Source organism: Actinomadura macra NBRC 14102 (assembly GCF_001552215.1).
GTDB lineage: Bacteria > Actinomycetota > Actinomycetes > Streptosporangiales > Streptosporangiaceae > Spirillospora > Spirillospora macra.
The window spans coordinates 15,564-37,525 of sequence record NZ_BCQT01000033.1; the positions used below are offsets into that span (position 1 = coordinate 15,564).

At 71.9% G+C, this 21,962-nt stretch carries 20 protein-coding genes; 14 read left to right on the forward strand and 6 right to left on the reverse strand.

The genetic code is table 11. From position 1 onward, the window contains the following. Nucleotides 1-5: 5 nt before the first annotated feature. A complete protein-coding gene (locus tag AMA02S_RS38425) occupies nucleotides 6-1,163 on the reverse strand; it encodes a sensor histidine kinase (RefSeq protein WP_218005269.1) in 1,158 nt (385 codons plus the stop codon). Between the two features lie 132 nt (nucleotides 1,164-1,295). Here AMA02S_RS38425 and AMA02S_RS42580 point away from each other — a divergent pair, with 132 nt between their 5' ends. Further along, on the forward strand, nucleotides 1,296-1,679 hold the full coding sequence (locus tag AMA02S_RS42580; protein WP_157431128.1) for a hypothetical protein: 384 nt from the start codon (nucleotides 1,296-1,298) through the stop codon (nucleotides 1,677-1,679). Between the two features lie 287 nt (nucleotides 1,680-1,966). Then, on the forward strand, nucleotides 1,967-2,833 hold the full coding sequence (locus AMA02S_RS38430) for a Sco1979 family transcriptional regulator (protein ID WP_084266037.1): 867 nt from the start codon (nucleotides 1,967-1,969) through the stop codon (nucleotides 2,831-2,833). A gap of 30 nt (nucleotides 2,834-2,863) precedes the next feature. Here AMA02S_RS38430 and paaI read toward each other — a convergent pair whose 3' ends face one another. After that, on the reverse strand, nucleotides 2,864-3,262 hold the full coding sequence (gene paaI, locus AMA02S_RS38435) for a hydroxyphenylacetyl-CoA thioesterase PaaI (RefSeq protein WP_067469701.1): 399 nt from the start codon (nucleotides 3,260-3,262) through the stop codon (nucleotides 2,864-2,866). A 195-nt stretch (nucleotides 3,263-3,457) separates the two neighbouring features. Between paaI and AMA02S_RS38440 the strand changes: the two genes are divergently transcribed. From AMA02S_RS38440 to AMA02S_RS38480, 9 genes are all read left to right on the forward strand, one after another. Next, nucleotides 3,458-4,507, forward strand: coding sequence for a phosphotransferase enzyme family protein (locus AMA02S_RS38440; protein ID WP_245668023.1), 1,050 nt, complete (start codon nucleotides 3,458-3,460; stop codon nucleotides 4,505-4,507). 55 nt (nucleotides 4,508-4,562) lie between these two features. Beyond that, the gene (locus AMA02S_RS38445; protein ID WP_067469613.1) at nucleotides 4,563-5,153 is read left to right on the forward strand and encodes a TetR/AcrR family transcriptional regulator; all 591 of its coding nucleotides are present in this window, start codon (nucleotides 4,563-4,565) and stop codon (nucleotides 5,151-5,153) included. A 78-nt stretch (nucleotides 5,154-5,231) separates the two neighbouring features. After that, nucleotides 5,232-6,098: an NAD(P)-dependent oxidoreductase gene (locus AMA02S_RS38450; RefSeq protein WP_067469616.1), complete on the forward strand. Its 867-nt coding sequence runs from the start codon at nucleotides 5,232-5,234 to the stop codon at nucleotides 6,096-6,098. A 52-nt stretch (nucleotides 6,099-6,150) separates the two neighbouring features. Then, nucleotides 6,151-6,552 carry a VOC family protein gene (locus tag AMA02S_RS38455; RefSeq protein ID WP_067469619.1) on the forward strand — a complete coding sequence of 134 codons (402 nt, stop codon included), beginning with the start codon at nucleotides 6,151-6,153 and terminating at the stop codon, nucleotides 6,550-6,552. Between the two features lie 14 nt (nucleotides 6,553-6,566). Continuing rightward, nucleotides 6,567-7,205 carry a class I SAM-dependent methyltransferase gene (locus AMA02S_RS38460; RefSeq protein ID WP_067469710.1) on the forward strand — a complete coding sequence of 213 codons (639 nt, stop codon included), beginning with the start codon at nucleotides 6,567-6,569 and terminating at the stop codon, nucleotides 7,203-7,205. Nucleotides 7,206-7,273: 68 nt separating this feature from the next. Beyond that, complete coding sequence (locus tag AMA02S_RS38465) at nucleotides 7,274-8,194, forward strand: hypothetical protein (protein WP_067469622.1); 921 nt, start codon at nucleotides 7,274-7,276, stop codon at nucleotides 8,192-8,194. Continuing rightward, nucleotides 8,191-9,297, forward strand: a complete 1,107-nt coding sequence (locus AMA02S_RS38470) for a hypothetical protein (protein ID WP_067469625.1) — start codon at nucleotides 8,191-8,193, stop codon at nucleotides 9,295-9,297. Before AMA02S_RS38465 ends, AMA02S_RS38470 begins: the two co-directional genes overlap by 4 nt. 16 nt (nucleotides 9,298-9,313) lie before the next feature. Beyond that, on the forward strand, nucleotides 9,314-10,786 hold the full coding sequence (locus AMA02S_RS38475; protein WP_067469628.1) for a hypothetical protein: 1,473 nt from the start codon (nucleotides 9,314-9,316) through the stop codon (nucleotides 10,784-10,786). Then, nucleotides 10,783-12,123, forward strand: a complete 1,341-nt coding sequence (locus tag AMA02S_RS38480) for an AAA family ATPase (RefSeq protein ID WP_067469630.1) — start codon at nucleotides 10,783-10,785, stop codon at nucleotides 12,121-12,123. The genes AMA02S_RS38475 and AMA02S_RS38480 overlap by 4 nt, the downstream gene beginning before the upstream one ends. 12 nt (nucleotides 12,124-12,135) lie before the next feature. Here AMA02S_RS38480 and AMA02S_RS38485 read toward each other — a convergent pair whose 3' ends face one another. Beyond that, nucleotides 12,136-12,936 carry an ABC transporter ATP-binding protein gene (locus AMA02S_RS38485; protein ID WP_067469632.1) on the reverse strand — a complete coding sequence of 267 codons (801 nt, stop codon included), beginning with the start codon at nucleotides 12,934-12,936 and terminating at the stop codon, nucleotides 12,136-12,138. Nucleotides 12,937-13,061: 125 nt separating this feature from the next. Here AMA02S_RS38485 and AMA02S_RS38490 point away from each other — a divergent pair, with 125 nt between their 5' ends. The 3 genes from AMA02S_RS38490 (at nucleotide 13,062) to AMA02S_RS38500 (ending at nucleotide 15,042) form a co-directional block, all read left to right on the forward strand. After that, nucleotides 13,062-13,577: a hypothetical protein gene (locus AMA02S_RS38490; protein ID WP_067469635.1), complete on the forward strand. Its 516-nt coding sequence runs from the start codon at nucleotides 13,062-13,064 to the stop codon at nucleotides 13,575-13,577. A 398-nt stretch (nucleotides 13,578-13,975) separates the two neighbouring features. Continuing rightward, nucleotides 13,976-14,662 carry a hypothetical protein gene (locus AMA02S_RS38495; protein WP_084266038.1) on the forward strand — a complete coding sequence of 229 codons (687 nt, stop codon included), beginning with the start codon at nucleotides 13,976-13,978 and terminating at the stop codon, nucleotides 14,660-14,662. Between the two features lie 164 nt (nucleotides 14,663-14,826). Further along, on the forward strand, nucleotides 14,827-15,042 hold the full coding sequence (locus AMA02S_RS38500; protein ID WP_067469642.1) for a hypothetical protein: 216 nt from the start codon (nucleotides 14,827-14,829) through the stop codon (nucleotides 15,040-15,042). Between the two features lie 38 nt (nucleotides 15,043-15,080). On the opposite strand, the gene AMA02S_RS38505 is transcribed toward AMA02S_RS38500, so the two are convergent. The 3 genes from AMA02S_RS38505 to hrpA all read right to left on the reverse strand — a co-directional run bounded on the left by AMA02S_RS38505 (nucleotide 15,081) and on the right by hrpA (nucleotide 21,751). Then, nucleotides 15,081-16,643, reverse strand: coding sequence for a coiled-coil domain-containing protein (locus AMA02S_RS38505; protein ID WP_084266039.1), 1,563 nt, complete (start codon nucleotides 16,641-16,643; stop codon nucleotides 15,081-15,083). A gap of 191 nt (nucleotides 16,644-16,834) precedes the next feature. Next, nucleotides 16,835-17,785 carry a prolyl aminopeptidase gene (pip, locus tag AMA02S_RS38510; protein ID WP_218005272.1) on the reverse strand — a complete coding sequence of 317 codons (951 nt, stop codon included), beginning with the start codon at nucleotides 17,783-17,785 and terminating at the stop codon, nucleotides 16,835-16,837. Nucleotides 17,786-17,830: 45 nt separating this feature from the next. Then, a complete protein-coding gene (gene hrpA / locus AMA02S_RS38515) occupies nucleotides 17,831-21,751 on the reverse strand; it encodes an ATP-dependent RNA helicase HrpA (RefSeq protein WP_218005270.1) in 3,921 nt (1,306 codons plus the stop codon). Nucleotides 21,752-21,962: the final 211 nt, after the last annotated feature.

The following is a 21,962-nucleotide window of genomic DNA, read 5'->3' on the forward strand; positions in this document are numbered from 1 at the left end:
CACGGTCACGCCGGATCGTAGGCGAAGGAGGCGCACACGGCGAAACCGCCCTCGGGCCGGGGCCCCGCGGCGAAGTCGCCGCCGTACATCATGACCCGCTCGCGCATGCCGACGAGCCCGTGTCCCTCTCCCGCCGTACCGCCACCGGGCAGGACGCGGACGCCCGGCCCGTCGTCGGTGACGTCGATGCGCATCCGCCCGCCGCTCGCCTCGACGCGGACGTGACACCGGGCCGGGGCGGCGTGCTTGACGACGTTGGTGACGGCCTCCTGGACGATCCGGTACGTCGAGAGGGCGACGCTCCCGGGGAGTTCCCCGGACCGGACGTCGAGGTCGACCCGGACACCCGCCATGGCGGCCCGCTCGGCCAGACCGGCCAGCGCGGTGAGGTCGGGCGAGGGGGCCAGCGCGGCCTCGGGGACGGATCCGGCACGCAGAACGCCCAGGAGGTGGCGCATCTCGGTGAGGGTGCCGCGGCTGGTCGTCTCGATGACGCGGAGAGCGTCCAGGGCCTCCTGCGGCCTGGCCTCGGCGACGTGGACGGCGACGCCGGCCTTGACGGCGATCAGACTCATGCTGTGCGCGACGATGTCGTGGAGTTCGCGGGCGATGCGCAACCGCTCGTCGGTGACCGCGCGGTCGGCGAACTGGCGGGCGGAGCGGCCGGCGTGCGCGCGGCGCTCGCGGACGGCGCGGCCGAGGGACCAGGACGCGCCGAGGACGGCGAGGCCCACGACCAGCGCGCTCGTGCGCTCGGTCTGCCAGCCTTCGGGGCCGACCGTCGCGCCGCCGGTGATGGCCAGCGCGCTGAGGACGCCGATCACGGGCGTCGGGATCCAGCGGCGGCGGCGCTGGGTGAGCGCGACCATGTAGAGGGCGTACGCAGCGGCGACGAAAGAGGCCCAGGGCAGGCCGAGGGCCAGGGACAGCAAGGACATGCCGAGGACGGTCGCGAACACCGGGACCGGCCACAGCCGCCGGACGGCGAGCGGCAGGCCGGTCGCCGCCGCGACGAGGCACGCGAGCGGGGCGGGGACGTCGTCGCCTCCCGCGAGCACCACCACCAGCAGGGTGTAGAGGACCGCCGCCCCGACATCCAGGGTGATCAACCTGCGGCGGCCGAGCCGCAGGACGAGCAGGGAGCGCAGCTCGGAATCGTCCACGTCACGACGGTAACCGCGGACCTGCCGTGGTCGCCTCCGACTGGTGGACGTCAGCCCGGAGTCCGATCCGCGATCGGAGGTCCCTGCCCTGGCTCCGAGTGTGGGCGGGGCTGCCACAGTGCGGGTGAGGACATGTTCGACCTGGTGGTGCTGCTGATCGCGGTCCAGGCCGCGCGGGCACGCGACGCCTGCGCCGTGGACGAGATCTTCGTCACCAGACGCGGAAGCTGGGACGACGGGAAGGAGAGCTTCGTCACGCCCGGACGAACCGGACGCGAATGTTCCCCGAGGGGCAACACATCCGTCATTACGGCGCCATATGCGAGTGCACCGGAAAACCGGTCACATTGGTCATCGGCGGCACCGAAGAACGCCGAGAAATTCCTGTGCCAGAGATCCTGGCAGAACTGTGAAAAAGCATCCCGGGACGGGGCCGGCACGCTGCCTCATGCCACGTTCCGCACCCGCACCGCCACCGACCGCACTGGTCACGACCATTCGTCACGGTCCAAATGATCATTGGGCCACGCGGGCGACACTGAGCGCGACCGTCGCACTTCCGGGGCCGGGGTACCCTTACGGCGCGGCGATCGGAGAACGTCCGTACACCGGCGACCCTTCTGCCATGAACGGGCAGTCAGGCCGGAGACGCGTTTTTCATACCTCCCAAAAACGTGGTTCCATCCTCTAACATAGGGCGGTGCCGTGCCGCCCGTGAGCAGACCCGTCGACTGGCTGGTGACCCCTTGCCCCAGGATTCAGCTGCACCAACCCCTCCGGCCGAAGGCGAACCGGCCGGGCGGTTGATCGACTACCCCCGGCGCGGTGGTCCGACGGTGTTGCGCATCCTCCTCGGTGCGCAGTTGCGGCGGCTCCGCGAGGCGCGCGGCATCTCCACCGAGCAGGCCGGGTACGAGATCCGCGGCTCGCACTCCAAGATCAGCCGTATGGAGCTGGGCCGGGTCGGCTTCAAGGAACGCGACGTCGCCGACCTGCTCACCCTCTATGGCGTCACCGACACCGCCGACCGCGCCACGATGCTGGAGCTGGCCAAGGAGGCCAACACCCCCGGCTGGTGGCACCGGTACGGCGACGTCCTGCCGAGCTGGTTCGAGGTCTACCTCGGCTTGGAAGAGGCGGCGTCGCTGTTGCGCACCTACGAGCTGCAGTTCGTCCCAGGGCTGCTGCAGACCGAGGCGTACGCGCGCGCGGTCGTGCGCCTCGGCTTCTCCGATGCCTCCGACGAGGAGGTCGAGCGGCGCGTCCAGGTCCGCACGACCCGGCAGGAACGGTTCATCTCCCCCGGCGCGCCGACGCTGTGGGCCGTCCTGGACGAGGCGGTCGTGCGCCGCCCGCTCGGCGGCCGCGAGGTGATGCGGCAGCAGATCCGGCACCTCATCGTGATGTCGGAGCTCCCGAACGTCACGCTGCAGATCGTCCCGTTCGGTGCGGGCGGTCACGCGGCGGCGGGCGGTCCCTTCACCATCCTGCGCTTCGCCGAGCCGGCACTGTCCGATGTCGTCTACCTGGAGCAGCTCACCAGCGCGCTCTACCTCGACAAGCCGACCGACGTCGACACCTATATGCGCGCGATGAACAACCTTTGCATCACCGCCGCGCGCCCCGACGACACCGCCCGCCACCTCACGGCCATCCTGAAGGAACTCTGAGCACGCGGCGTCGTCCGTCCCCGGCGGGGGTCAGCTGGAATCGTCGCTCAAGACCCGCTCGTCGCGAGTCCGGCTGCCACCGCGGAACTCCGCGATGACCGCGCCGTCCGAAAGGCGGCGCACGGTCACGTCATAGACACCGCTGCGGCCGTAGCGGGTGCGCTCCACCGCGGTCGCCTCCAGGACGTCACCGCTGCGCGCCGGGGCGACGAACACCACGTCGGCGGATGCCGCGACCGTCACGGAGTCGTGGGTGTTGCAGGCGTAGGCGAACGCCGAGTCGGCGAGAAGGAACAAGTAGCCCCCGTGGGCGATGCCGAAGCCGTTCACCATCGTGTCGCCGACCGTCATCCGCAGCCGGGCCCGGCCCGGTGCGATCTCGGCGATCCGCATCGCCAGGTCCTGCGCCACCCGGTCCCGCCGGTACATCGTCTCGGCGCATTGGCGCGCCACCTCCGCCGCGTCGCTCACCCGCCCAGCGTATTGACCGTCTGGGGATGGACGGCACGGCCTCGATCGGGTGTGGGCACGCGGTTCCCTTTCGCGACGGGTGCCCGCCCGTGTAGCGTCGGTGTGGGAACATTCGTTCGACCGATGTTCGTCCGACGCCACCGAGGTGCTGAGGTGCCGACGTCACTGAGTGCTGACACCGAGCCGCCGCCACGGCTGCTGGGACGATGGGAGATCGGCGCGCCGGACGCCGTGTCCCCCGGGCCGGGGAGCCGGAGCAGGCGGATCGACACCGCGCAGGGCTCGTTCTTCCTGCGGGAGTACGCGGAGCCCGACCGGCGGCGCCTGCGGTTCCAGCACACCGTCACCGCCGCGCTCGACGCGGCGGGCCTGCCGGTCCTCGCGCCGATCCCCGCGCGCGGTGGGCGGACGCTCGTCACGGCGGCGGGGCGGGTCTTCGCGCTCTACCCCTGGGTCACCGGGCGCGTGCGCGGCGGGCTGGAGCTGACGTTCGGCCAGTGCGAGGCGCTCGGTGGGCTGCTCGGGCGGCTGCACGCGGAACTCGACCGGCTGACGCCGCCGGTGCAGCAGAGCCTGCTGGTGCCGACGCCGCGCGCCAGCGACGCCGCGGACGCGGTCGGCGCGATGCTGGAGGCCGTCCCCGACGACGGCGGGGGCACCGACTTCGACGCGCTGACCGGGCGACGGCTGCGGGAGCGGCACACCCTGCTCACCGAGTTCGCCGACCATCAGCCGCCGGAGATGGAGGTCAGCACGGTCGGCCACCTGCACGGCTCGTTCCAGGCGGAGAGCCTGCGCTATGGCGGCTCCGGCAACGTCACCGCGGTCCTCGGCTGGGACGGGCTGCACACCGGGCCGGTGGCGGGCGAGGTCGTCCGGGCGGCGGCGCGGCTGTTCGCGTGCGACGACGAGCGGGGCCTCGACCTCGACCGTGTCCAGGCGTTCGTGCGGGGCCACCGCGCGGCGTTCCCGCTGGACGCCGGGCAGATCCAGGCGGCCGTCCACCGGGAGTGGTGGGAGCGGCTCTGCGATGTCGCCGCGCTGCGGCACCGCTACCTCGGCGAGGAGGGCACGGGCGAACGCGGGTCGGCGACGCTGGTCGCGTGGTGGTCCGCGCAATTGGAGCGCACCCTGGAGGTGTTCGCCGCGCCCTACTCCGCGGCGTTCGCGGACGCACCCGGCGACAGCCCCGCTTTCGGCTGACCGCGGTCGCACGCCCATTTGACCGAACGTTACAGAATCGCCTAGCGTCGGTGGGATGGGGCGCACGAGGGAGTTCGACACGGAGGCGGCGATCGCAGCCGCGGTCGAGGTCTTCCGGAGCCGCGGATACCAGGCGACGTCGGTCCAGGATCTCGTGGACGCGACGGGGATCGGCCGCGGCTCGCTCTACGCGGCGTTCGGGAGCAAGGACGGCCTCTACGAGCAGGCGCTCCGCCGCTACTCCAGCACGTCGCTGGCGTGGATGGCGGGGCAGCTGGACACCGACGGCCCCGTCCGCGACGTGCTCCGCACCCTGTTGCTCTCCCTGGTCGACGACACGATCCAAGATCCGGGGCGCCGGGGGTGCCTGATGACGAACGCGGCCGTGGAGCGGCTTCCGTCCGACGCGAGTACCGGACGGATCGTCGGCGACTCCTTCGACCGGGTCGCGGAGCTGGTCGAGACGGTGCTCCGCCGGGGACGCAGCCGCGGCGAGCTCCCTCAGGACGCGGACGTGACCGCGCTCGCCGACTTCGTGACGACGACCATCCAGGGGCTGCGCGTCCAGGGCAAGGCGGGTGCGGACCGGCGCCGGCTGGCCGCGGTGGTCGAGACCGCCCTGGGAGCCCTCCCCGATCCGGGGTAGGGACGGGTCGTGACCGGTGGACGGCACGGCACGACCATTGAAACTGTAACGTTCAGTCAATAAAGAGGAGTTCGGAACATGAGCGATGTCGCGCTGCTGGGCACCGGGATCATGGGTGCGGCGATGGCCCGCAACCTGCTCAAGAACGGGCACCGGGTCACGGTCTGGAACCGCACCCGGTCACGCGCCGAGCCGCTCGCCGCCGACGGCGCCACGGTCGCCGGCACGCCCGCCGAGGCCGTCGAGGGCGCCGAGGTCGTCATCACGATGCTGAGCGACGGCCAGACCGTCCTGTCCGTGCTGACCGAGGCGACGGGCGCGCTGCGCCCGGGGCAGATCTGGGCGCAGATGAGCACGGTCGGCGTCGTCTCGCTCCGGTTGCTCGCCGACTTCGCCGCCGAGCAGCGCCTGACGTTCGTGGACGCGCCCGTCCAGGGCACCAAGCAGCCCGCAGAGCAGGGCACACTGGTGATCCTGGCCGCCGGCCCCGAGGACGTCCGCGCCGCGCTGGAGCCGGTGTTCGGCGCGGTCGGCCAGAAGACCCTGTGGCTGGACGCCGACGGCGCGGCCGGCGCCGCCACCCGGCTCAAGCTCGCCGCGGTGAGCTTCGGCATCTCGATGACCTCGATCGTCGCCGAGTCCCTCGCGCTCGCCAGGGGCCTCGGGCTCGACCCCGCGCTGTTCGGCGAGGTCGTCACGGGCGGCCCGATGGACAGCCCGTACCTGCAGGCCAAGATGAAGGCGATCCTCGCCGGGGACTTCGGGACGAGCTTCGCCGTCCGCAACGCCGAGAAGGACACCCGGCTGATCCACGAGGCGGCCGAGAGCGGCATGGTCCGCGTCGACATGAACGACGCCGCGGGCCAGCGGTTCCGCCGCGCGCTGGAGCAGGGCCACGGCGACGAGGACATGGCCGCCACCTACCACGCCAGTTTCCCGGGCTGAGTCCGAGTGTGGCGGTGCGCACCGCCGGCCGTCGCGGGGCGAGGATGGGGTCATGGACGTACTGAGCAGCCGCATCCTGCTCCGCCCGGCCGACCCGGGGCGCAGCCAGGCGTTCTACCGCGACGTTCTGGGGCTCGCGGTGTACCGCGAGTTCGGCCCCAAGGACACGCCCGGCATCGTGTTCTTTCTTGGTCCGGGGTTCCTGGAGGTGTCGGGGCACGGCACCGTAGAGACCGGCGCGCCGGCCGCCATCTCACCGATGATCTGGCTCCAGGTCAGGGACGTCCGGGCCGAGCACGACCGCCTCGTGGCGGCCGGCGCCCCGATCGGCCGGGGACCGCGCGAGGAGCCGTGGGGGCTCATCGAAATGTGGGTCCGGGACCCGGACGGCGTGAAGATCGTTATCGTCGAGGTCCCGGAGGGACATCCCCTGCGGCGTGATCCACGTTCCTGACCCGGCAGGTGACGATGACCAAGGACCAGGCGGCCGACGACCGGACGAGCGACGACTACTGGAACCACAACACGCATTACCACGGCGTCGTGCTCCGCAACGTCCCGCGCGGATGCGGCGCGGCCCTCGACGTCGGTTGCGGGGATGGGCTGCTCGTGCGCCGTCTCGCGCCCCGCGCCGTCCACGTCACGGGCCTCGACCGCTCGGCGGAGATGATCGCCAAGGCGCGGGCACTGAGCGAGGGTGTCGGCAACGCCGACTTCGTGGAGGCCGGGTTGCTGGAGTACGACCTGCCCGTGGAGCACTATGACTTCGTGTGCAGCGTCGCCGCGATCCATCACATGGACTTCACCAAGGCGATGACCGCGATGCGCGACGCCGTCCGTCCAGGCGGCGGGCTGGTCGTCATGAGCCTGGCCACCAACGCCGGCCGCCGGGACCTCGCGATATCGGCGGCCGGCCTGCCGGCGCACTACTACCACCACCTGCGCAACCGGCGGCGCGCGACCCATCCCGGTCCCGGGGCACCGATCGTCGTCCCCGAGATGACCTGGGGCGAGGTGCGCGAGGAGTCGCTGCGGCTGCTGCCCGGCGCCACGTTCCGGCGGCACGCGCTGTGGCGCTACTCCGTGGTGTGGCACAAGCCGCGCTGATTCCGGACGCCTCGCCAGGAAACTGGAAAACGCTGGAACTGTCTGGAAGCTGCTGTACTGTCACCCGCATGTCCCGGTCCCCCGGCGCCTCCACCCCCGACGCGTTGGAGGCGCGCATCGCCGAACTGCGCGCCGCCGTCCGTCGCGCGATGGCGACCGGCGACCGGCGGTCCGCTCGCGGCCTGCGCGCCGACCTCCGCGACGCCGAGCGGCTGTGGGACGACGCCGTCCTCGGTGACGGAGACGGAGACGCCGCTGAGGCCGGGCCCGGCACCAATGGTGGCGGTGGCCAAGGGGGGCATGACGGAAGTGAACGGGAGGAACGGCCGGAACGTGGGTTGCTGCCCGTCCGGGAACAGGTGCACCAGGCGCTGACGCTGCTCGGCGCGCCGGCCGCGCCGAAGCTGATCGGGTCGGTGTACGCGGCGTTCTTCCCCGGCGAGATCGCCGGAAGCCGGCTGACGAGCCTGCGCCGCGACGAGGAGCGCTCGTTCCGCACCGCGCCGTACGCGCGCCCCTTCTACCTGTGCGCGGCGCTGACCGCCGACCTGCTCGCGCCCGCCCGCGGCCTGCTCACGGTGAGCACCTGGCCACTGGAGCAGCGGATCGTCGGGCCGCTGAGTCCGCGCACTGACTTCCTCACCTCCGCGGTCCGCCTCGCCGAGCACGCCGGACGGGGCGCGCCGCCCCCCGACGTGCAACGGCTGCTGTGGCGGTTCGCCTCCAACATTCCCGGTGCGGTCACCGGTACGGTCGGTACAGTCGATCCGGCCGATCTGGCGGAGGCCGCCCGGGCGGAGCTGGCGGTGCACGAGGAACCCGACCGGCGGCGTCGCGAGTCGGCCGCCGCACGCGCCCGCGCCCGGCTCGACGACGCCGAACGGCTGTTCGGCAGCCGGCTGCGGGCCCTGCACGCATCCGGTGCGCGAGCATCCGGCACGCACGAATCCGGCAGCCGACGTGCCACACATGGAGAACGAGACCGATGATCGAGACCGCGCCGGACCTGGACCGGCTGCGCGGCGGCGCTCCCCCGCGCAACCACGACGCCCGCACGATCGCAGCGCTGACCGCCAACCCCGGTTGCGCCCGCCGCGGGGTGATGGACGCGGCGGGCGTCGACAAGGACGCGGTGGCGCGGCACCTGGGATTCCCCTCGCCGTTCGGCCAGTCGCAGTTCGCGATCACTCGCGGGAACGCGTTCGAGGCGCAGGTGAAGGCCGACGGTTGCGCCGAGTTGCTGACGCTGCTGCGCGACCGGCTCGGGCTGACCGTGGCAGAGGCCGCCTACGACGATCTGGAGGTCGTCGCGGGCAACGAGGGGCGGGAGCTGCGGCATACCCGGACCCGGCGGCTGCTCGCCCGCGCGCTGGAGACCGGCGAGGGCACGCTGTTCGACCATCCGCTCCTCCGGCTGGAGATCGGCGGGCGGCTCGCCTACCTGGAGCCGGACGTCATCGCCTTCCAGATCGAGGGCCGCCTGCACGTCATCGAGGTCAAGTCGTTCGCGGTCGTGGACGGGCAGGCCGAGCCGGAGCAGGTCGCGGCGGCCGCCCGCCAGTCCGCGGTGTACGTGCTGGCCCTGCGCCGGCTGGCGGCGGAACTCGGCCACGACCCCGGCAGGGTGTCACACGAGGTGTTCCTCGTCTGCCCGGAGAACTTCTCCAACCGGCCCACGGCCACGCCGCTGGACGTCAGGCCACAGCTCGCCGTCCTGGAACGGCAGCTCGCCCGCCTCACCCGCGTCGACACGATCCTGGAGGCGCTGCCTGAGGATCTGTGCTTCGAACCGGGCGACGCGCTCGCCGAGTCGGTGCGCGCGGTGGAGGCACGGTACGCACCCGAGTGCATGGCGGGTTGCGAGATGGCGTTCTTCTGCCGGGACGAGGCGCGGGCGTGCGGGGCGACGGGCACGCTCGGCCGGTCCGTCCGTGACGATCTCGGCGGCGTCGACACGGTCGGCGTCGCGCTGGCGCTCGCGGACGGCTCGCTCAGCCCGTCCGACGACCTGGCCGAGACCGCCGCCCAGCTGCGCACCGCGGCACGACTCCGGGACGAGGCGCTGGCTCACGCCCGGGGCGGCGCCGCGTGACCACGGCCATCACTCCATGAGCGTGCTGACCTCGCTCGCGCAGGTCCAGGCGATGACCGCGGGGGTCGCGCAGCCGCTCGCGACGGTGCGGCACTGCCATGTGGCGGAGGCGCCGCTGGTGCTCGTCCCGATGAAGCTCGCCGGTGAGGCGGCGGCGCCGCTGGCCATCATGCTCGGCAGTGCGCCGCAGGAGCCGTCGCTCCTGGTCGTGCCGCAACCTCGCAACCGCGACCTGCGTTTCAGGTTCGCCGCCGCGCTCGCCAAGCTCGTCCTGAACCACATCGAGACGAGCCGCGGCGCCGTCGAGGAGCTGCCGCCGGGCAAGGAGGGCGAGGAGCGGATCCGGTACGGGAACGCGCCGCAGTTGCTCGTCCCCAACCGGGGAGGTGTCGGATTCCTGCGGCTGCTCGGGCGGTCGACACGGTTCCGGAGCACCGACGGCCCGTACGCGGTCGACCCGGCGGTGCCGGTTCTCGGCCGGTGGCTGACCTGGTTCGCCGACCGGCACGACCATCCGGGCTCGTCGCTGCTGCACGCGATGACCGAGGTGCTGCGGCTGCACTGGGCGACCGGGCAGAGCTCGCTGGAGGACGGCAACCTCGCCGCGCTGCTCGGCTGGATCGACCCGCCGGCCGGACTGGACGGCCCCGCCGCCGCGGCGCGCGCCGAGGACCCGGTGACCTGCCCACCGGCCGGTCCCACCACCGACCCGACCTTCGACAACGAGGTCCTCGCCCCCGCCATCGCCGCCTACGACCGCTCCGGCAGGGATCGGCGGGCGGAGGAGCGGCTGCACGCCGCCGTCCACGCCCAGCTCGCGCCGACGTGGGAGCTGATGTGGCAGGCCGTCGGGCTGCTGCGGGGGCTGCCGGAGGCCGCGAGCGTCGCGGGCCGCTGGGAGCGCGACCGGGACGCCTTCACCTACTACCACCAGACGTTCGGCGAGGCGTACCCGCAGGCGCGCCGCGACCCGCCCGTCCGGGCGGCGCGGCGGCTGCACGAACTCGAACGCGCCCAGGACGCCTACGACGCCCAGCGGGCCTTCGACGACCCGCTGGTCATGGCCGAGTACCGGCTGGCCGGCCAGGCGTTCGGCGGCGTGGTCATCGAGTGCGAACCGGACCGCCTGGACGAGACGGGCAAGCGGCCCAGGCTGCGTCCGCATCTGCGGGTCGGCACCGAAGACCCGGTCAGGCTGGACCCGGGAACGACCGTGTGCAACGCCGCGCGGCCGGCGCTCAAGGGCAGGATCGTGGAGTCCGGTGACGGTGCGGTGCTGCTGGAGTTGACCGGCGGGATGGGCCGCAAGCTCACCGCCGAGCCCGGCACCGTCCCGGACGTCGGCGAGCGTGTGTGCTTCACCTCCCTCACGGACGGCTCGTGGGGCGCGGCGAAGTTCCCCGACCGCGAGAACACGCCGTGGACGCACGGCGGCCCGCCCGCCGAGTACGTGCCGACCGACGAGGACGCCGAAGAGGACTGGTCATGACCGAACGCCATCCGGTCGCGCTGACGGCGGAGGAGCCCGATCCCTCCGAGGCGGCGACGCGCGTCGTCGAGGGCGTCCTGGCCGATCTGGACGGCGCGCACCGCGGCGTGGTGGTCGACTCCCCGCCGGGCGCGGGCAAGTCCACGCTGGTCGTCCGGGCCGCCACGCACCTGGCCGCGGCGGGCGAGCGGCTCATGATCGTGGCGCAGACGAACGAGCAGGTCGACGACCTCATCGAGCGGATCGCTGGCAAGAATCCGGAGGTGCTGCTCGGACGGCTGTCGGCCTCGGGGTACGTCCCGTCCGAGCGCGTCCTCGCCCACTCCGCGGTACGGGTCGCGCAGAAGGCGGACGACCTCGCCGAGCACACCGTCGTGATCGCGACCGCCGCGAAGTGGGCGACGCTGGCGGACGGTTCGTGGCCCTGGGCGATCGTCGACGAGGCGTACCAGATGCGCTCGGACATGCTGCTGCGCATCGCCGGGCGGTTCGAGCGCGCACTGTTCGTGGGCGACCCCGGGCAGCTCGACCCGTTCTCCACCGTCGAGGTGGAACGCTGGGCGGGCCTGTCATGGGACCCGATGCGCAGCGCCGTCTCCGTCCTGCTGGCGCACAACCCGGAACTGCCCGTCCACCGGCTGCCCGTGTCGTGGCGGCTGCCCGCCTCGGCCGCGCCCGTAGTGTCGGACGCCTTCTATCCCTTCACCGGCTTCCGCGCGGGGACAACCGAGGGCCAGCGTCGCCTGGAGTACGGGGCGCGCGGCATGGCCACCACCTACGACCTGGCTTTGGAGGAGGCAGCGGCGAGCGGCTGGGCCCTGTACGAGTTGCCCGCCCGGCACACCCTCCGCACCGACGCCGAGGCGGTACAGGCCACGGCGGCGCTCGCCGTCCGGCTGCTCCAACGCGGGCCCGTCGCCCATTCGGAGCTGGGCTCCCACCCGGTCGCCGCGGACCGGGTCGCCATCGGCGCGGCGCACCGCGACCAGGTCGCCGCGATCCGCGCGGCGCTCGGCCCGCACGGCGCGGGCATCACCGTCGACACCGCCAACCGGCTCCAGGGCCGCGAGTACGACGTGACGGTCGTCCTGCATCCCCTGTCGGGGCGCCGTGACGCCACGGCCTTCCACCTGGAGTCGGGGCGGCTGTGCGTCCTGACCTCGCGGCACCGGCACGCGTGCATCGTGGTGGCGCGGGCGGGCATCCCGGAACTGCTCGACGCCCACCCGTCCACGGAACCGGTGCACCTGGGCGTACCCGTCAAGTTCCCGGACGGCTGGGAGGCGAACCAGTCGATCCTCGCCCACCTGGCCCGGCACCGGGTCCAGACGGGCTGACTTGCCGAAGCCCTAGGCCGGGCCCGCCGTCGCGGCCCAGCGGCCGTTGCCGCGGGTGATCGTGATGGGGTGGTCGAAGCAGGCGCTGACCAGCTCGGTGGTGAGGACATCGCCGGCCGCCCCCGACGCGAGGACCTGCCCGTCCCGCAGCAACAGGGCGTGGCTGGTGCTGGTGGGCAACTCCTCCAGGTGATGGGTCACCAGCACGGTCGTCAGCTCGGGGCGGTCGGCACGCAGCTGGTCAATGGACGCCAGCAGCCGCTCCCGCGCGGCCACGTCCAGTCCGGTGGCGGGCTCGTCGAGCAGCAGCAGCGGCGGGTCCGGCATGAGAGCCCGCGCGATGAGTGCCCGGCCCCGCTCCCCCTGCGACAGGTGCGGCCAGCGCGCGTCCGCGCGGCGCGTCAGGCCCATCAGCCCGATCAGCTCGTCGGCGCGGCGCAGTTCGTCCTCCGACGGCGTCCAGCGCGGGACCAGCTCGATGGTGCCCGTCACCCCGGTCAGCACGATCTCGCGGACCGTCCGCGCCGACTCCAGCGGATGCCGCGGGTTCACCTGGCCGATCAGCCGGCGCAGCTCCTGCACGTCCACCCGGCCGAGCGTGCGCCCGAGGATCTCCGCCGCGCCGCGCGTCGGATGCGTGTAGGCACCGAGGATGCCGAGGAGGGTGCTCTTCCCCGCGCCGTTCGGGCCGATCAGCGCCCAGTGCTCACCGCGCAGGACGGTCATCGTGACCGAGTCGAGGAGCAGACGCCGCTCGCGGACGAGGTCGATCTTGTCGGCGTTGAGGACGACCGAGGCGGGGACGAGGGACAACGTGACCTCCCAACGAGGCTCAAAGAAAGATCTTCAAGGTACCCGAAGGTTCGCGGCACCCGGTACGACGGAGCCGCCTGGACGGATAATGTGAGTTCCGGTGCCTCAGCGATCAGGGGAGGGACATGGAGGACATCGGCTTCATGTGCGCCCGCTGCGGCGGCGAGGTGCACGACGTCACGCACAACCGCGAAGGTTCGCTCGACGGCGTGGGCTATCGCCACAACCGGCGGGTGGAGCCATGGGACCATGAACTGGAACTCGCGGTCGGCGAACCCGCCCCGCAGGACCAGGCGTGCGACTTCTGCACCGCGCCTGGCCCGAGCTGGCTCTACTACCCGACGCTCGACCCCGAGGACACCGACATGTTCGAGGTCGAGCTGGACACCACACACCTGTCCGACGACGACACGGCCGTGGCCGTGCTCAACATGCTCTATCCCTGGTACGCGTGCGACACCTGCTCGGTCATGGTCGCCGACCGCAAGATCGACATGCTGATCGCCCGCGCCCTGGACCTCACCCCCGTCCCCGACGAGGGCCCGGTGGACGAGGAGACCGTCCGCGCCCGCCTCAAGGGCTCCCTCTCCGTCTTCTTCACCACCCGCCCAGGCCGCCCCCAACCCTCAAGGGCCGTGTAACCCGGGAGCCTGGAGCCCCACCCACAGGTCAAGGCCAGACCAACGCCTCGCCCCCAAGCCGGCGGCTCGAACCCCACCCACACCAGGGAACCCCCAGACCCAGCAGGCTCGCCCGCGCCGCCGGTCTGAGCCGTACCCCAGCTGGCCTGAACCTCAGTCGGCGGTTACGGGACAGGCACGCGGAGCGAGCTCTGCGAGCGCAGCGGGCATGCCCGGCGCGCCGCGCCCCCGCAGCGGAGCGCCAGCGGAGCGAGGAGGTGGCGAGCCGCGCAGCCGGGGGTCTGGGGGTCGCCCCCCAGGTAGACAACAGCGGGATGTGAGGGGGGCACCTCCCCGAAAAGGCCACTCCTACTAAAATCGGTCCGGTTTTGGGGCGGTTGAGCACGGGGGAACGCAGAGTGATCATTGAGAAGCGGTTCCATGGCCCGGATGGGGCGGGTAATGGCGGGTACGTGGCGGGTCTGCTGGCAGGACGGGCGGCGTCCGACACGGTGACGGTGGCGTTGCGGCGGCCCTCGCCGCTGGATGTGGAACTGATGGTCACCATCGAGGACGAGCGCGGGCATGGGGTGCGGCTCTGGGACGGCGAGGATCTCGTCGCGGAGGCGCTGGCGGGGGCGATCGTGGTGCCGCCCGTCCCGGCGGTGTCGTTCGAGGCGGCGGAAGAGGCCGCGGAGAAGTACCGCGCGGTGCAGGGCCATCCGTTTCCGCGCTGCTTCGTGTGCGGACCGGAACGGGAACCTGGGGACGGGCTGCGGCTGGAACCGGGACCGGTCACGGACACGACCGTCGCCTCACCGTGGGTGCCTGACGAGGTGCCGAAGGCGGAGGTGGTGTGGGCGGCGCTGGACTGCCCCGGCGGCTGGTCGTTCGACGTGGCCGGCCGTCCGGCGGTGCTCGGGACGATGACGGCGCAGGTCGCCGAGCTGCCACGGGCGGGCGAGCGATGCGTGGTCATGGGCCTGGCGCGCAGCCGGGAGGACCGCAAGATGCACGCGGCGACGGCCCTGTACGGGGCGGACGGGCGGCTCCTGGGCCGTGCGGAGCAGATCTGGATCGGAATCGACCCGCAAAAGTTCGGGTAGTGATCCGGCGGGAACGTGCCAAGGTGGTCGCGCGGACCGAAGATCCGGCACCGCCGCCCCATGGTCCGGTTCCGCATGGGTTCCTGAAATGTGTCGTTTGACGCGGCTCGGTCGGCCGGTTCCGCTGTTCACTTTGAACTTCCGCGAATACGGAGGCGGGACAGATGAGCGGAACCGGATTCCTGCTGCTCGGGGTGGTCGTGCTCGCGATCTACACCGGCATCCACTGGGAACGGGCACGACGGGCGGTGTTCGACGTGCGGCTCGGCCGCAAGCGGGTGAGCAATCTGCGCCAGACGGCCGCGAAGGAGCGCACGCACACCGCGATCCTCGTCGCGGGGTCGGCGGTGGTGTTCTTCATGGTCGTCAAGTACGGGTGAGCCGGACCCTCCGGCGGGCCCGGCCGCATGCGGGCCCGTCAGGGGCCGGTGAACAAGGGGTCTTCCCTGTCGGCGCCGTTCAGCGACTGCCCATGGCCGGGTGGGACGGCGCCCTGCATCGGGTGGTTCGAGGCGGGGGCCGCGAGCGGGACCGGCGCGGCGAACGGGGCCCGTGTGCTCTGCGCCTGCGCGTTCGCGGCCGGGCCTGTGCCGATCGGGGGCGGGCCCGGCGGGATGCCCGGGGGCGACGCGGGCGGCGCGGGCGGCGCGTTGTGCGAGATGCCCGCCGCAGGTGCCGGTGTGCCGCCGCCCGGCATCCGCCCACCCGGCGGGATGTTGGACGACAGCGTGTTGTGCGTGAACTGGTCGATCTGGCGGCGCGCGCGGTCGGCCTCGGCGCGGGCGGCGTCACGTTCCTCGGCGAGGGCGGTCAATGCGGCCTGCTGTTCGGCGACCGACTGCGACAGCTGCCGGAGTTGCACCGACTGGTCGCTGATCTTGGCGTTGAGCTCCTCGCGCTCGGCGGTGGCGGCCTGGGCCGTGGCCTGAGCGACGTCACGGTCCTTCACGGCCTCTTCCGCCCGGGCGTTGGCGCGCACGACCTCCGCCTCCGCCTCGGACTGGGCGCGCAGCGCGGTGGCGCGCTCGGCCTCGGCCTTGCTGGCGGCCTGCATCGCGCGCTGCCGCTGCGCCTCGGTGTCGCGCATGGCGTTGCGCAGATCCTCGGCGCCCTGCTTGGCGACGGCGGCCTCGACGCGCTGGGACTCGACGGCGCCCTCGGTCTCGGAGAGTCTGGCGTGCAGGGTGACGAGCTCGGCGCGCGCCGACTCCAGCGCGGCGAGCAGCTCGGTCTCACGCGCCGCGATGCGGTCGCGCTCGCTCTCGGCGGCGAGCTTGGCGGTCATGGACTGCTGCGCCACCTGGTGCGCCTCCTCCCACGCCTGCTGGGCCGCGTCGCGCTTGGACGTGGCGAGCTTGGCCTCCTCGCGGGCGTGCGTGGCGGCCTTCTCGGCGGTCTCGGCGCGGCCCCGGGCGGAGGTCGCCTCGTGCCACGCCTCCTCGGCCTTGCGCTGGGACGAGTCGCGCTCGCTCTGCGCGATGGCGAGTTCGCGGGCCGCCTCGGCGCGTACCTCGGCGACGCGGCGCTCGACGCCGGCGACGCTCAGCTCGGAGGTCAGCGAGTCGGCCAGCACGTCGGCGGCCTTCTCCAGACGCTCGACCATCTCCCAGGTGGAGGCGACCTGGCCGGTCAGGCCCGGCGCGTCCCGGCCGCGTTCGCGGCGGTCGCGGGCCTCGCGGGCGCAGGCGCCGTCGTTGTCCTGACAGTAGCGGACGGAACGCACGGCTCCCACGGGCTGTGGGACGGGCCGTCCGCAGTTGGCGCACGGCCACACCGCGACAGGGTCGCCCACCCGTGCGATGGCCGTCTCGGCGGGCCGTTCCGGCATCGGGCCGCCGCCGCGTGGGCTCTCCGCGCCCGCGTCGTTCCCGGGCGCCGAGTGGGCTTCGTCCTGCGGCTTCGCGCCTTCGGAGACCGCGGCTTCCGGAGTCGCGGCCGTCTCCTCGGGGCCGCTATTGTCGCGCTCTTCGCTCTTCGGCATAAACGAACCATACGCACTAGTCGCCATGACTGCAGTGACTTGCGGGGTACGAGTGGACATGTCCAGGCCGTCACCGAGTGAGCGGATCGTTCGTGCGGGACCGCCCCCAGATGCGAAAACGGCCTGCGCGCAAGGACTTCCGCGGTTCGCCATGAGAGGTCCGTCACCGGCCTCTCCGCCAGAACATGAATTTATCCACGGAAGCGATCGGTCGCCTCGATGAGGAGGTGGCGTGTTCCGGGCTCGGAGCCGCCGTGCCCCGCGTCCTCGACGAGGGTGAGCTCCGCCTCGGGCCAGGCCAGGTGCAGGTCCCATGCCTGATCCGGCGGCGTCTTGACGTCGTAGCGCCCGTTCACGATCACTGCGGGGATGTGCCGGATGCGGTCCACTCCCGCGAGCAGCCCCTCCGCCGGCAAGAAGCCGCCGTTGTCGATGTAGTGGTGGGAGATGCGGGCGAACGCGAGGAGGAGGGCGTCGTCCAGATCGGGCGGCTGCACGGGAAGCAGGGTGTTGGCCGACAGTTCCCACCCCATCCAGGCACGGCACGCGGGGACGTGCACCGCCGGATCGGGGTCGTGAATGCGGCGGCCGTAGGCGGCCACCAGGTCGTGCCGCTCCCCGGTCGGGATCGCGTCGCGGAACTCGGCCCACTCCGCCGGGAACAGGTGCGCCGCCCCACCCGGGGTGAACGCCCATGCCTCGTCCGCCGGACGGAGCAGCCACACCCCGCGCAACACCATCTCAGTGACACGGCCAGGGTGAGCCTGTGCGTAGGCGAGACCGAGTGTCGTGCCCCAGCTTCCGCCGAAGACGAGCCAGCGGTCGATGGACAGGTGCTCGCGCAGCCGCTCGATGTCGGCGACCAGATGCAGGGTGGTGTTGTGAGCCAGCGAGACCTTCGGGTCGTCCGCCCCGGGTCGACTGCGGCCACAGTTGCGCTGGTCGAACAGCACGATCCGGTAGGCGGACGGGTCGAAGAAGCGCCGGTTGTCCGGGAGCAGTCCGCCACCGGGCCCGCCGTGCAGGAACACCGCGGGCTTCCCGCCGGGGTTCCCGCAGACCTCCCAGTAGATCTCGTTGCCGTCGCCTACGTCGAGCCATCCGGAGTCGTGCGGCTCCACGGGCGGGTAGTACTCCCTCAGCTGCATGTCCCAGTCATACCCGACGAACGATCATGGTCGGTGCGGTCAGAGCTGCGCCAGGGCCTTGCGAATTCGCTTGTCCGACACGGGGTAGCGTGTCCCGAGCTGCTGGGCGAACAGGCTGACCCGTAGTTCCTCCAGCATCCAGCGGACCTGCCGCGCGGGCTCGTCGTCGCGGCGGGACGGGTGGATGCGCTGCAACGCCCGCTCGTACTCGGCGGTCAGCTCCTCGACCTGGTGGGCGAGCATCCGGTCACGGCCCGGGTTCTCGGGCAGCTTGTCCAGCCTCACCTGGAGGGCGCGCAGGTAGCGGGGCAGGTCCGGCAGGCGCTGCCAGCCGGTGGTGGTGACGAACCCGGGTTTGACCAGCGTCGCGAGGTGGCCACGGATGCCGGTCAGCGCCGGGACGAGAGTCAGGCTCGTGGTCCCGCGCAGCCGCCGATCGATCTCGTGGGCCTCGGCGAGGATCCGCTCCACCTGCGCGACGATCGCGGCGGTGGCGTCGTGCAGGTCGGCGCGGACGCGATCGTACAGGGCATGGAATCCGCTCTCGTCCCAGGCGGGCCCACCGGCCTCGGCGATGAGCCGGTCGGCCGCGGCGGTGAGGCAGTCGTCGAACAGGGCGGGGACCGAGCCGTGCGGGTTGTGGCTGAGCGCCAGCTTGCCCTGGTTGGTGAGCCGGCCCTGAATGAGTTTCACCGGGGACGGGGCGTTCAGGAGGATGAGCCTGCGTGTCCCGAGCCACATGGCACGGCGCTGCTCGGCCTCCGTCTCGTACATCCGGACGGCGACGCTGTCGCCCTCGTCGGTGAGCGCCGGGAACGCCTTGACGTCGTAGCCCGCCTGGTTGCGCTCGTAGGTACGGGGGAGCTCTCCGATCGTCCATTCGCGGAGCCCGGAGCATTCGATGGTGGACGCCGCCTTGGACAGCGTCCCGCGCACCTTGCCCGCGAGCCGACGTTTCAGTTCGTCGAGACCGGTGCCCTCGCCGAGGGTGCGGCCACCGTCGTCGACGACACGGAACGTGATGCGCAGGTGCGCGGGCAGCCGGGACGGGTCCCATGCCTCCCGCGCGATCTGCACGCTCGTCATCGCGGTCAGCTCACGCTCCAGGGCGTCCAGCAAGGGCTCGGTGCGCGGAGCGACACGGTCCAGGATCTTGCGCGCGTAGTCGGGGGCCGGGACGAAGTTGACGCGCAGTTGCTTGGGCAGCGAGCGGATCAGCTCGGTGACCAGCTCGGTGCGCAGGCCGGGTACCTGCCATTCGAACCCGTCCGGTCGCACCTGGTTGAGGATCTGCACCGGTATGTGGACGGTGACGCCGTCGGCGTCGGTGCCGGGCTCGAACTGGTAGGTCAGCCGCAGCCGCAGCGGTCCCTGCTGCCACCCGTCCGGATAGTCGGCCTCGCTGACACCCCCGGCGGTCTCGTTGATGAGCATCGACTTCTCGAACCCGAGCAGATCGGGCTCGGACTGCCGGGCCTTCTTCCACCAGGCGTCGAAGTGCCGTCCGGAGACGATGTCCTCGGGGATCCGCTCGTCATAGAAGTCGAACAGCGTCTCGTCGTCCACGAGGATGTCGCGGCGCCGGGCACGGTGTTCCAGTTCCTCCACCTCGTCCAGGAGGGCGCGGTTCTCGTGGAAGAACCGGTGGTGGGTCTCCCAGTCGCCCTCGACGAGCGCATGCCGGATGAACAACTCGCGGGACAGTGCGGGGTCGATGCGACCGTAGTTCACGCGACGGTCGGCGACGATCGGGACGCCGTAGAGGGTGACCTTCTCGTGCGCCATGACGGCGGCCTGCTTCTTCGACCAGTGCGGCTCGCTGTAGTTGCGCTTGACCAGGTGCTCGGCGAGCGGCTCGATCCACTCCGGCTCGATCCTGGCGTTGACGCGTCCCCACAGCCGGGACGTCTCGACCAACTCCCCCGACATCACCCAGCGTGGCGGCTTCTTGAACAGCGACGAGCCGGGGAAGACCGCGAACTTCGCGCCGCGCGCGCCGAGGTACTCCTGGCCGCGTCGCTGCTTGTCCTTCTTCTCGGCGTCCGCGAGACCGATATGGGAGAGCAGACCGGCGAGCAGCGAGACGTGGACCCGGTCGGGTGCGGCGTCGGCGGTGTTCAGCGTGACGCCGAGGGACTTGGCGACCTGCTTGAGCTGGCCGTGCAGGTCCTGCCATTCGCGGACGCGCAGGAAGTGCAGGAACTCGTTCTTGCACATACGGCGGAACGCGCTGCCCGTCAGCTCCCGCTGCTGCTCGCGCAGGTAGTTCCACAGGTTCAGGTATGCCAGGAAGTCGGAGGTGGGATCGGCGAAACGGCGGTGCCTCTCGTCGGCGGCCTGCTGGTGCTCGGCGGGCCGCTCGCGGGGGTCCTGGATGGACAACGCGGCGGCGATGACGAGCACCTCGCGGACGCAACCGTTCTTGTCGGCCTCCAGCACCATCCGGGCGAGCCGCGGGTCGACGGGGAGTTGGGCGAGGCGGCGGCCGAGCGGCGTGAGACGTTTGCGCGGGTCCTTCTCGGACGGGTCGATCGCGCTGAGCTCGTGCAGGAGGTCGACGCCGGCCTTGACGTTGCGGCGGTCCGGTGGCTCCACGAACGGGAACGCGGCGATGTCGCCGAGACCGAGCGCGGTCATCTGCAGGATGACCGACGCCAGATTGGTGCGCAGGATCTCCGGGTCGGTGAACTCCGGGCGGGATTCGAAGTCCTCCTCGGAGTACAGCCGGATGCACACGCCCTCGGACACGCGCCCGCAGCGTCCCTTGCGCTGGTTCGCCGATGCCTGGGAGACGGGCTCGATCGGGAGCCGCTGCACCTTCAGACGGTGGCTGTAGCGAGAGATGCGCGCGGTGCCGGGGTCGACGACGTACTTGATACCGGGGACGGTCAGCGAGGTCTCGGCGACGTTCGTCGCGAGGACGACGCGCCGCCCGCGGTGCTGCTGGAAGACGCGGTGCTGCTCGGCCGCCGACAGCCGCGCGTACAGCGGGAGCACCTCGGTGGTGTTCCGCTGCCGCTGGAAATGCTTGGCCAGCGCGTCGGCGGTGTCGCGGATCTCGCGCTCGCCGCTGAGGAACACCAGAACGTCGCCGGGCGCTTCGCGGCCCAGCTCGTCCACCGCGTCCAGGATCGCCTGGATCGGGTCGCGGTCAGGGTCGGCGGACGGATCGTCCGGATCCAGGACGGGCCGATAGCGGACCTCGACCGGATACGTGCGGCCGGACACCTCCACGATCGGCGCGTCGTCGAAGTGCGCGGAGAAGCGCTCGGGATCGATCGTCGCCGAGGTGATGATCACCTTGAGGTCGGGTCGCCGCGGCAGGATCTCCTTGACGTACCCGAGCAGGAAGTCGATGTTGAGGCTGCGCTCGTGCGCCTCGTCGATGATCAGCGTGTCGTACTGGCGCAGCAGCCGGTCGGTCTGGATCTCGGCGAGCAGGATTCCGTCGGTCATCAGCTTGACGAGCGTGTCGTCGCTGGAGCGGTCGGTGAAACGCACCTTGTACCCGACGGCGTCGCCGAGGTCGGTGCGCAGTTCCTCGGCGATCCGGTCGGCGACGGTGCGGGCGGCCAACCGGCGCGGCTGGGTGTGCCCGATCGAGCCGAGCACGCCGCGACCGAGCTCCAGGCAGATCTTGGGGATCTGTGTCGTCTTGCCGGATCCGGTCTCGCCCGCGACGATCACGACCTGATGGTCGCGGACGGCGGCGAGGATGTCGTCCTTCTTCTGGGCGACCGGAAGCTCGGCCGGATAGGTGATCGCGGGCACGGCCGCGCGCCGCCGCGCGACACGGCGCTCGGCGACGTCGAGCTCGGCGGCGATCTCCTCGGTGACCTTGCTGCGGCGCCCAGCGTCGCGCATCTTCTGGGTGCCGTCGATCCGGCGCCGCAACCGGTGTTGGTCGCGCAGCATCAGCTGCGGCAGGCGCGCACGCAGGTCGGCGAGCGGCGATCTCACAGGCGTCCTCATAATCCTCGACAAGGATAGGGTTCCAGGCCCCTCGGCCCCGCTCACCCTCAAACCTTCGCACCGTAGCCGGAACGCCTCACGCGGGGCGATTCATTTTCCGGTGGCCTGGGGTTCAACACCGCGCGACAGGACGGCATTCCATCGGCGCGCCGGCGCGATCACGGATCGGTGACGGCAAGAGACCGCCTGCGACGGCGTG

What these genes read in the sequence shown, in the direction of transcription:
- AMA02S_RS42580 (WP_157431128.1), top strand. Translation starts at nt 1,296, where the DNA reads ATGTTCGACCTGGTGGTGCTGCTGATCGCGGTCCAGGCCGCGCGGGCA.
- paaI (WP_067469701.1), bottom strand. Translation starts at nt 3,262, where the DNA reads ATGTACCGGCGGGACCGGGTGGCGCAGGACCTGGCGATGCGGATCGCC.
- AMA02S_RS38445 (WP_067469613.1), top strand. Translation starts at nt 4,563, where the DNA reads ATGGGGCGCACGAGGGAGTTCGACACGGAGGCGGCGATCGCAGCCGCG.
- AMA02S_RS38450 (WP_067469616.1), top strand. Translation starts at nt 5,232, where the DNA reads ATGAGCGATGTCGCGCTGCTGGGCACCGGGATCATGGGTGCGGCGATG.
- AMA02S_RS38455 (WP_067469619.1), top strand. Translation starts at nt 6,151, where the DNA reads ATGGACGTACTGAGCAGCCGCATCCTGCTCCGCCCGGCCGACCCGGGG.
- AMA02S_RS38460 (WP_067469710.1), top strand. Translation starts at nt 6,567, where the DNA reads ATGACCAAGGACCAGGCGGCCGACGACCGGACGAGCGACGACTACTGG.
- AMA02S_RS38465 (WP_067469622.1), top strand. Translation starts at nt 7,274, where the DNA reads ATGTCCCGGTCCCCCGGCGCCTCCACCCCCGACGCGTTGGAGGCGCGC.
- AMA02S_RS38470 (WP_067469625.1), top strand. Translation starts at nt 8,191, where the DNA reads ATGATCGAGACCGCGCCGGACCTGGACCGGCTGCGCGGCGGCGCTCCC.
- AMA02S_RS38475 (WP_067469628.1), top strand. Translation starts at nt 9,314, where the DNA reads ATGAGCGTGCTGACCTCGCTCGCGCAGGTCCAGGCGATGACCGCGGGG.
- AMA02S_RS38480 (WP_067469630.1), top strand. Translation starts at nt 10,783, where the DNA reads ATGACCGAACGCCATCCGGTCGCGCTGACGGCGGAGGAGCCCGATCCC.
- AMA02S_RS38490 (WP_067469635.1), top strand. Translation starts at nt 13,062, where the DNA reads ATGGAGGACATCGGCTTCATGTGCGCCCGCTGCGGCGGCGAGGTGCAC.
- AMA02S_RS38500 (WP_067469642.1), top strand. Translation starts at nt 14,827, where the DNA reads ATGAGCGGAACCGGATTCCTGCTGCTCGGGGTGGTCGTGCTCGCGATC.
- AMA02S_RS38505 (WP_084266039.1), bottom strand. Translation starts at nt 16,643, where the DNA reads ATGCCGAAGAGCGAAGAGCGCGACAATAGCGGCCCCGAGGAGACGGCC.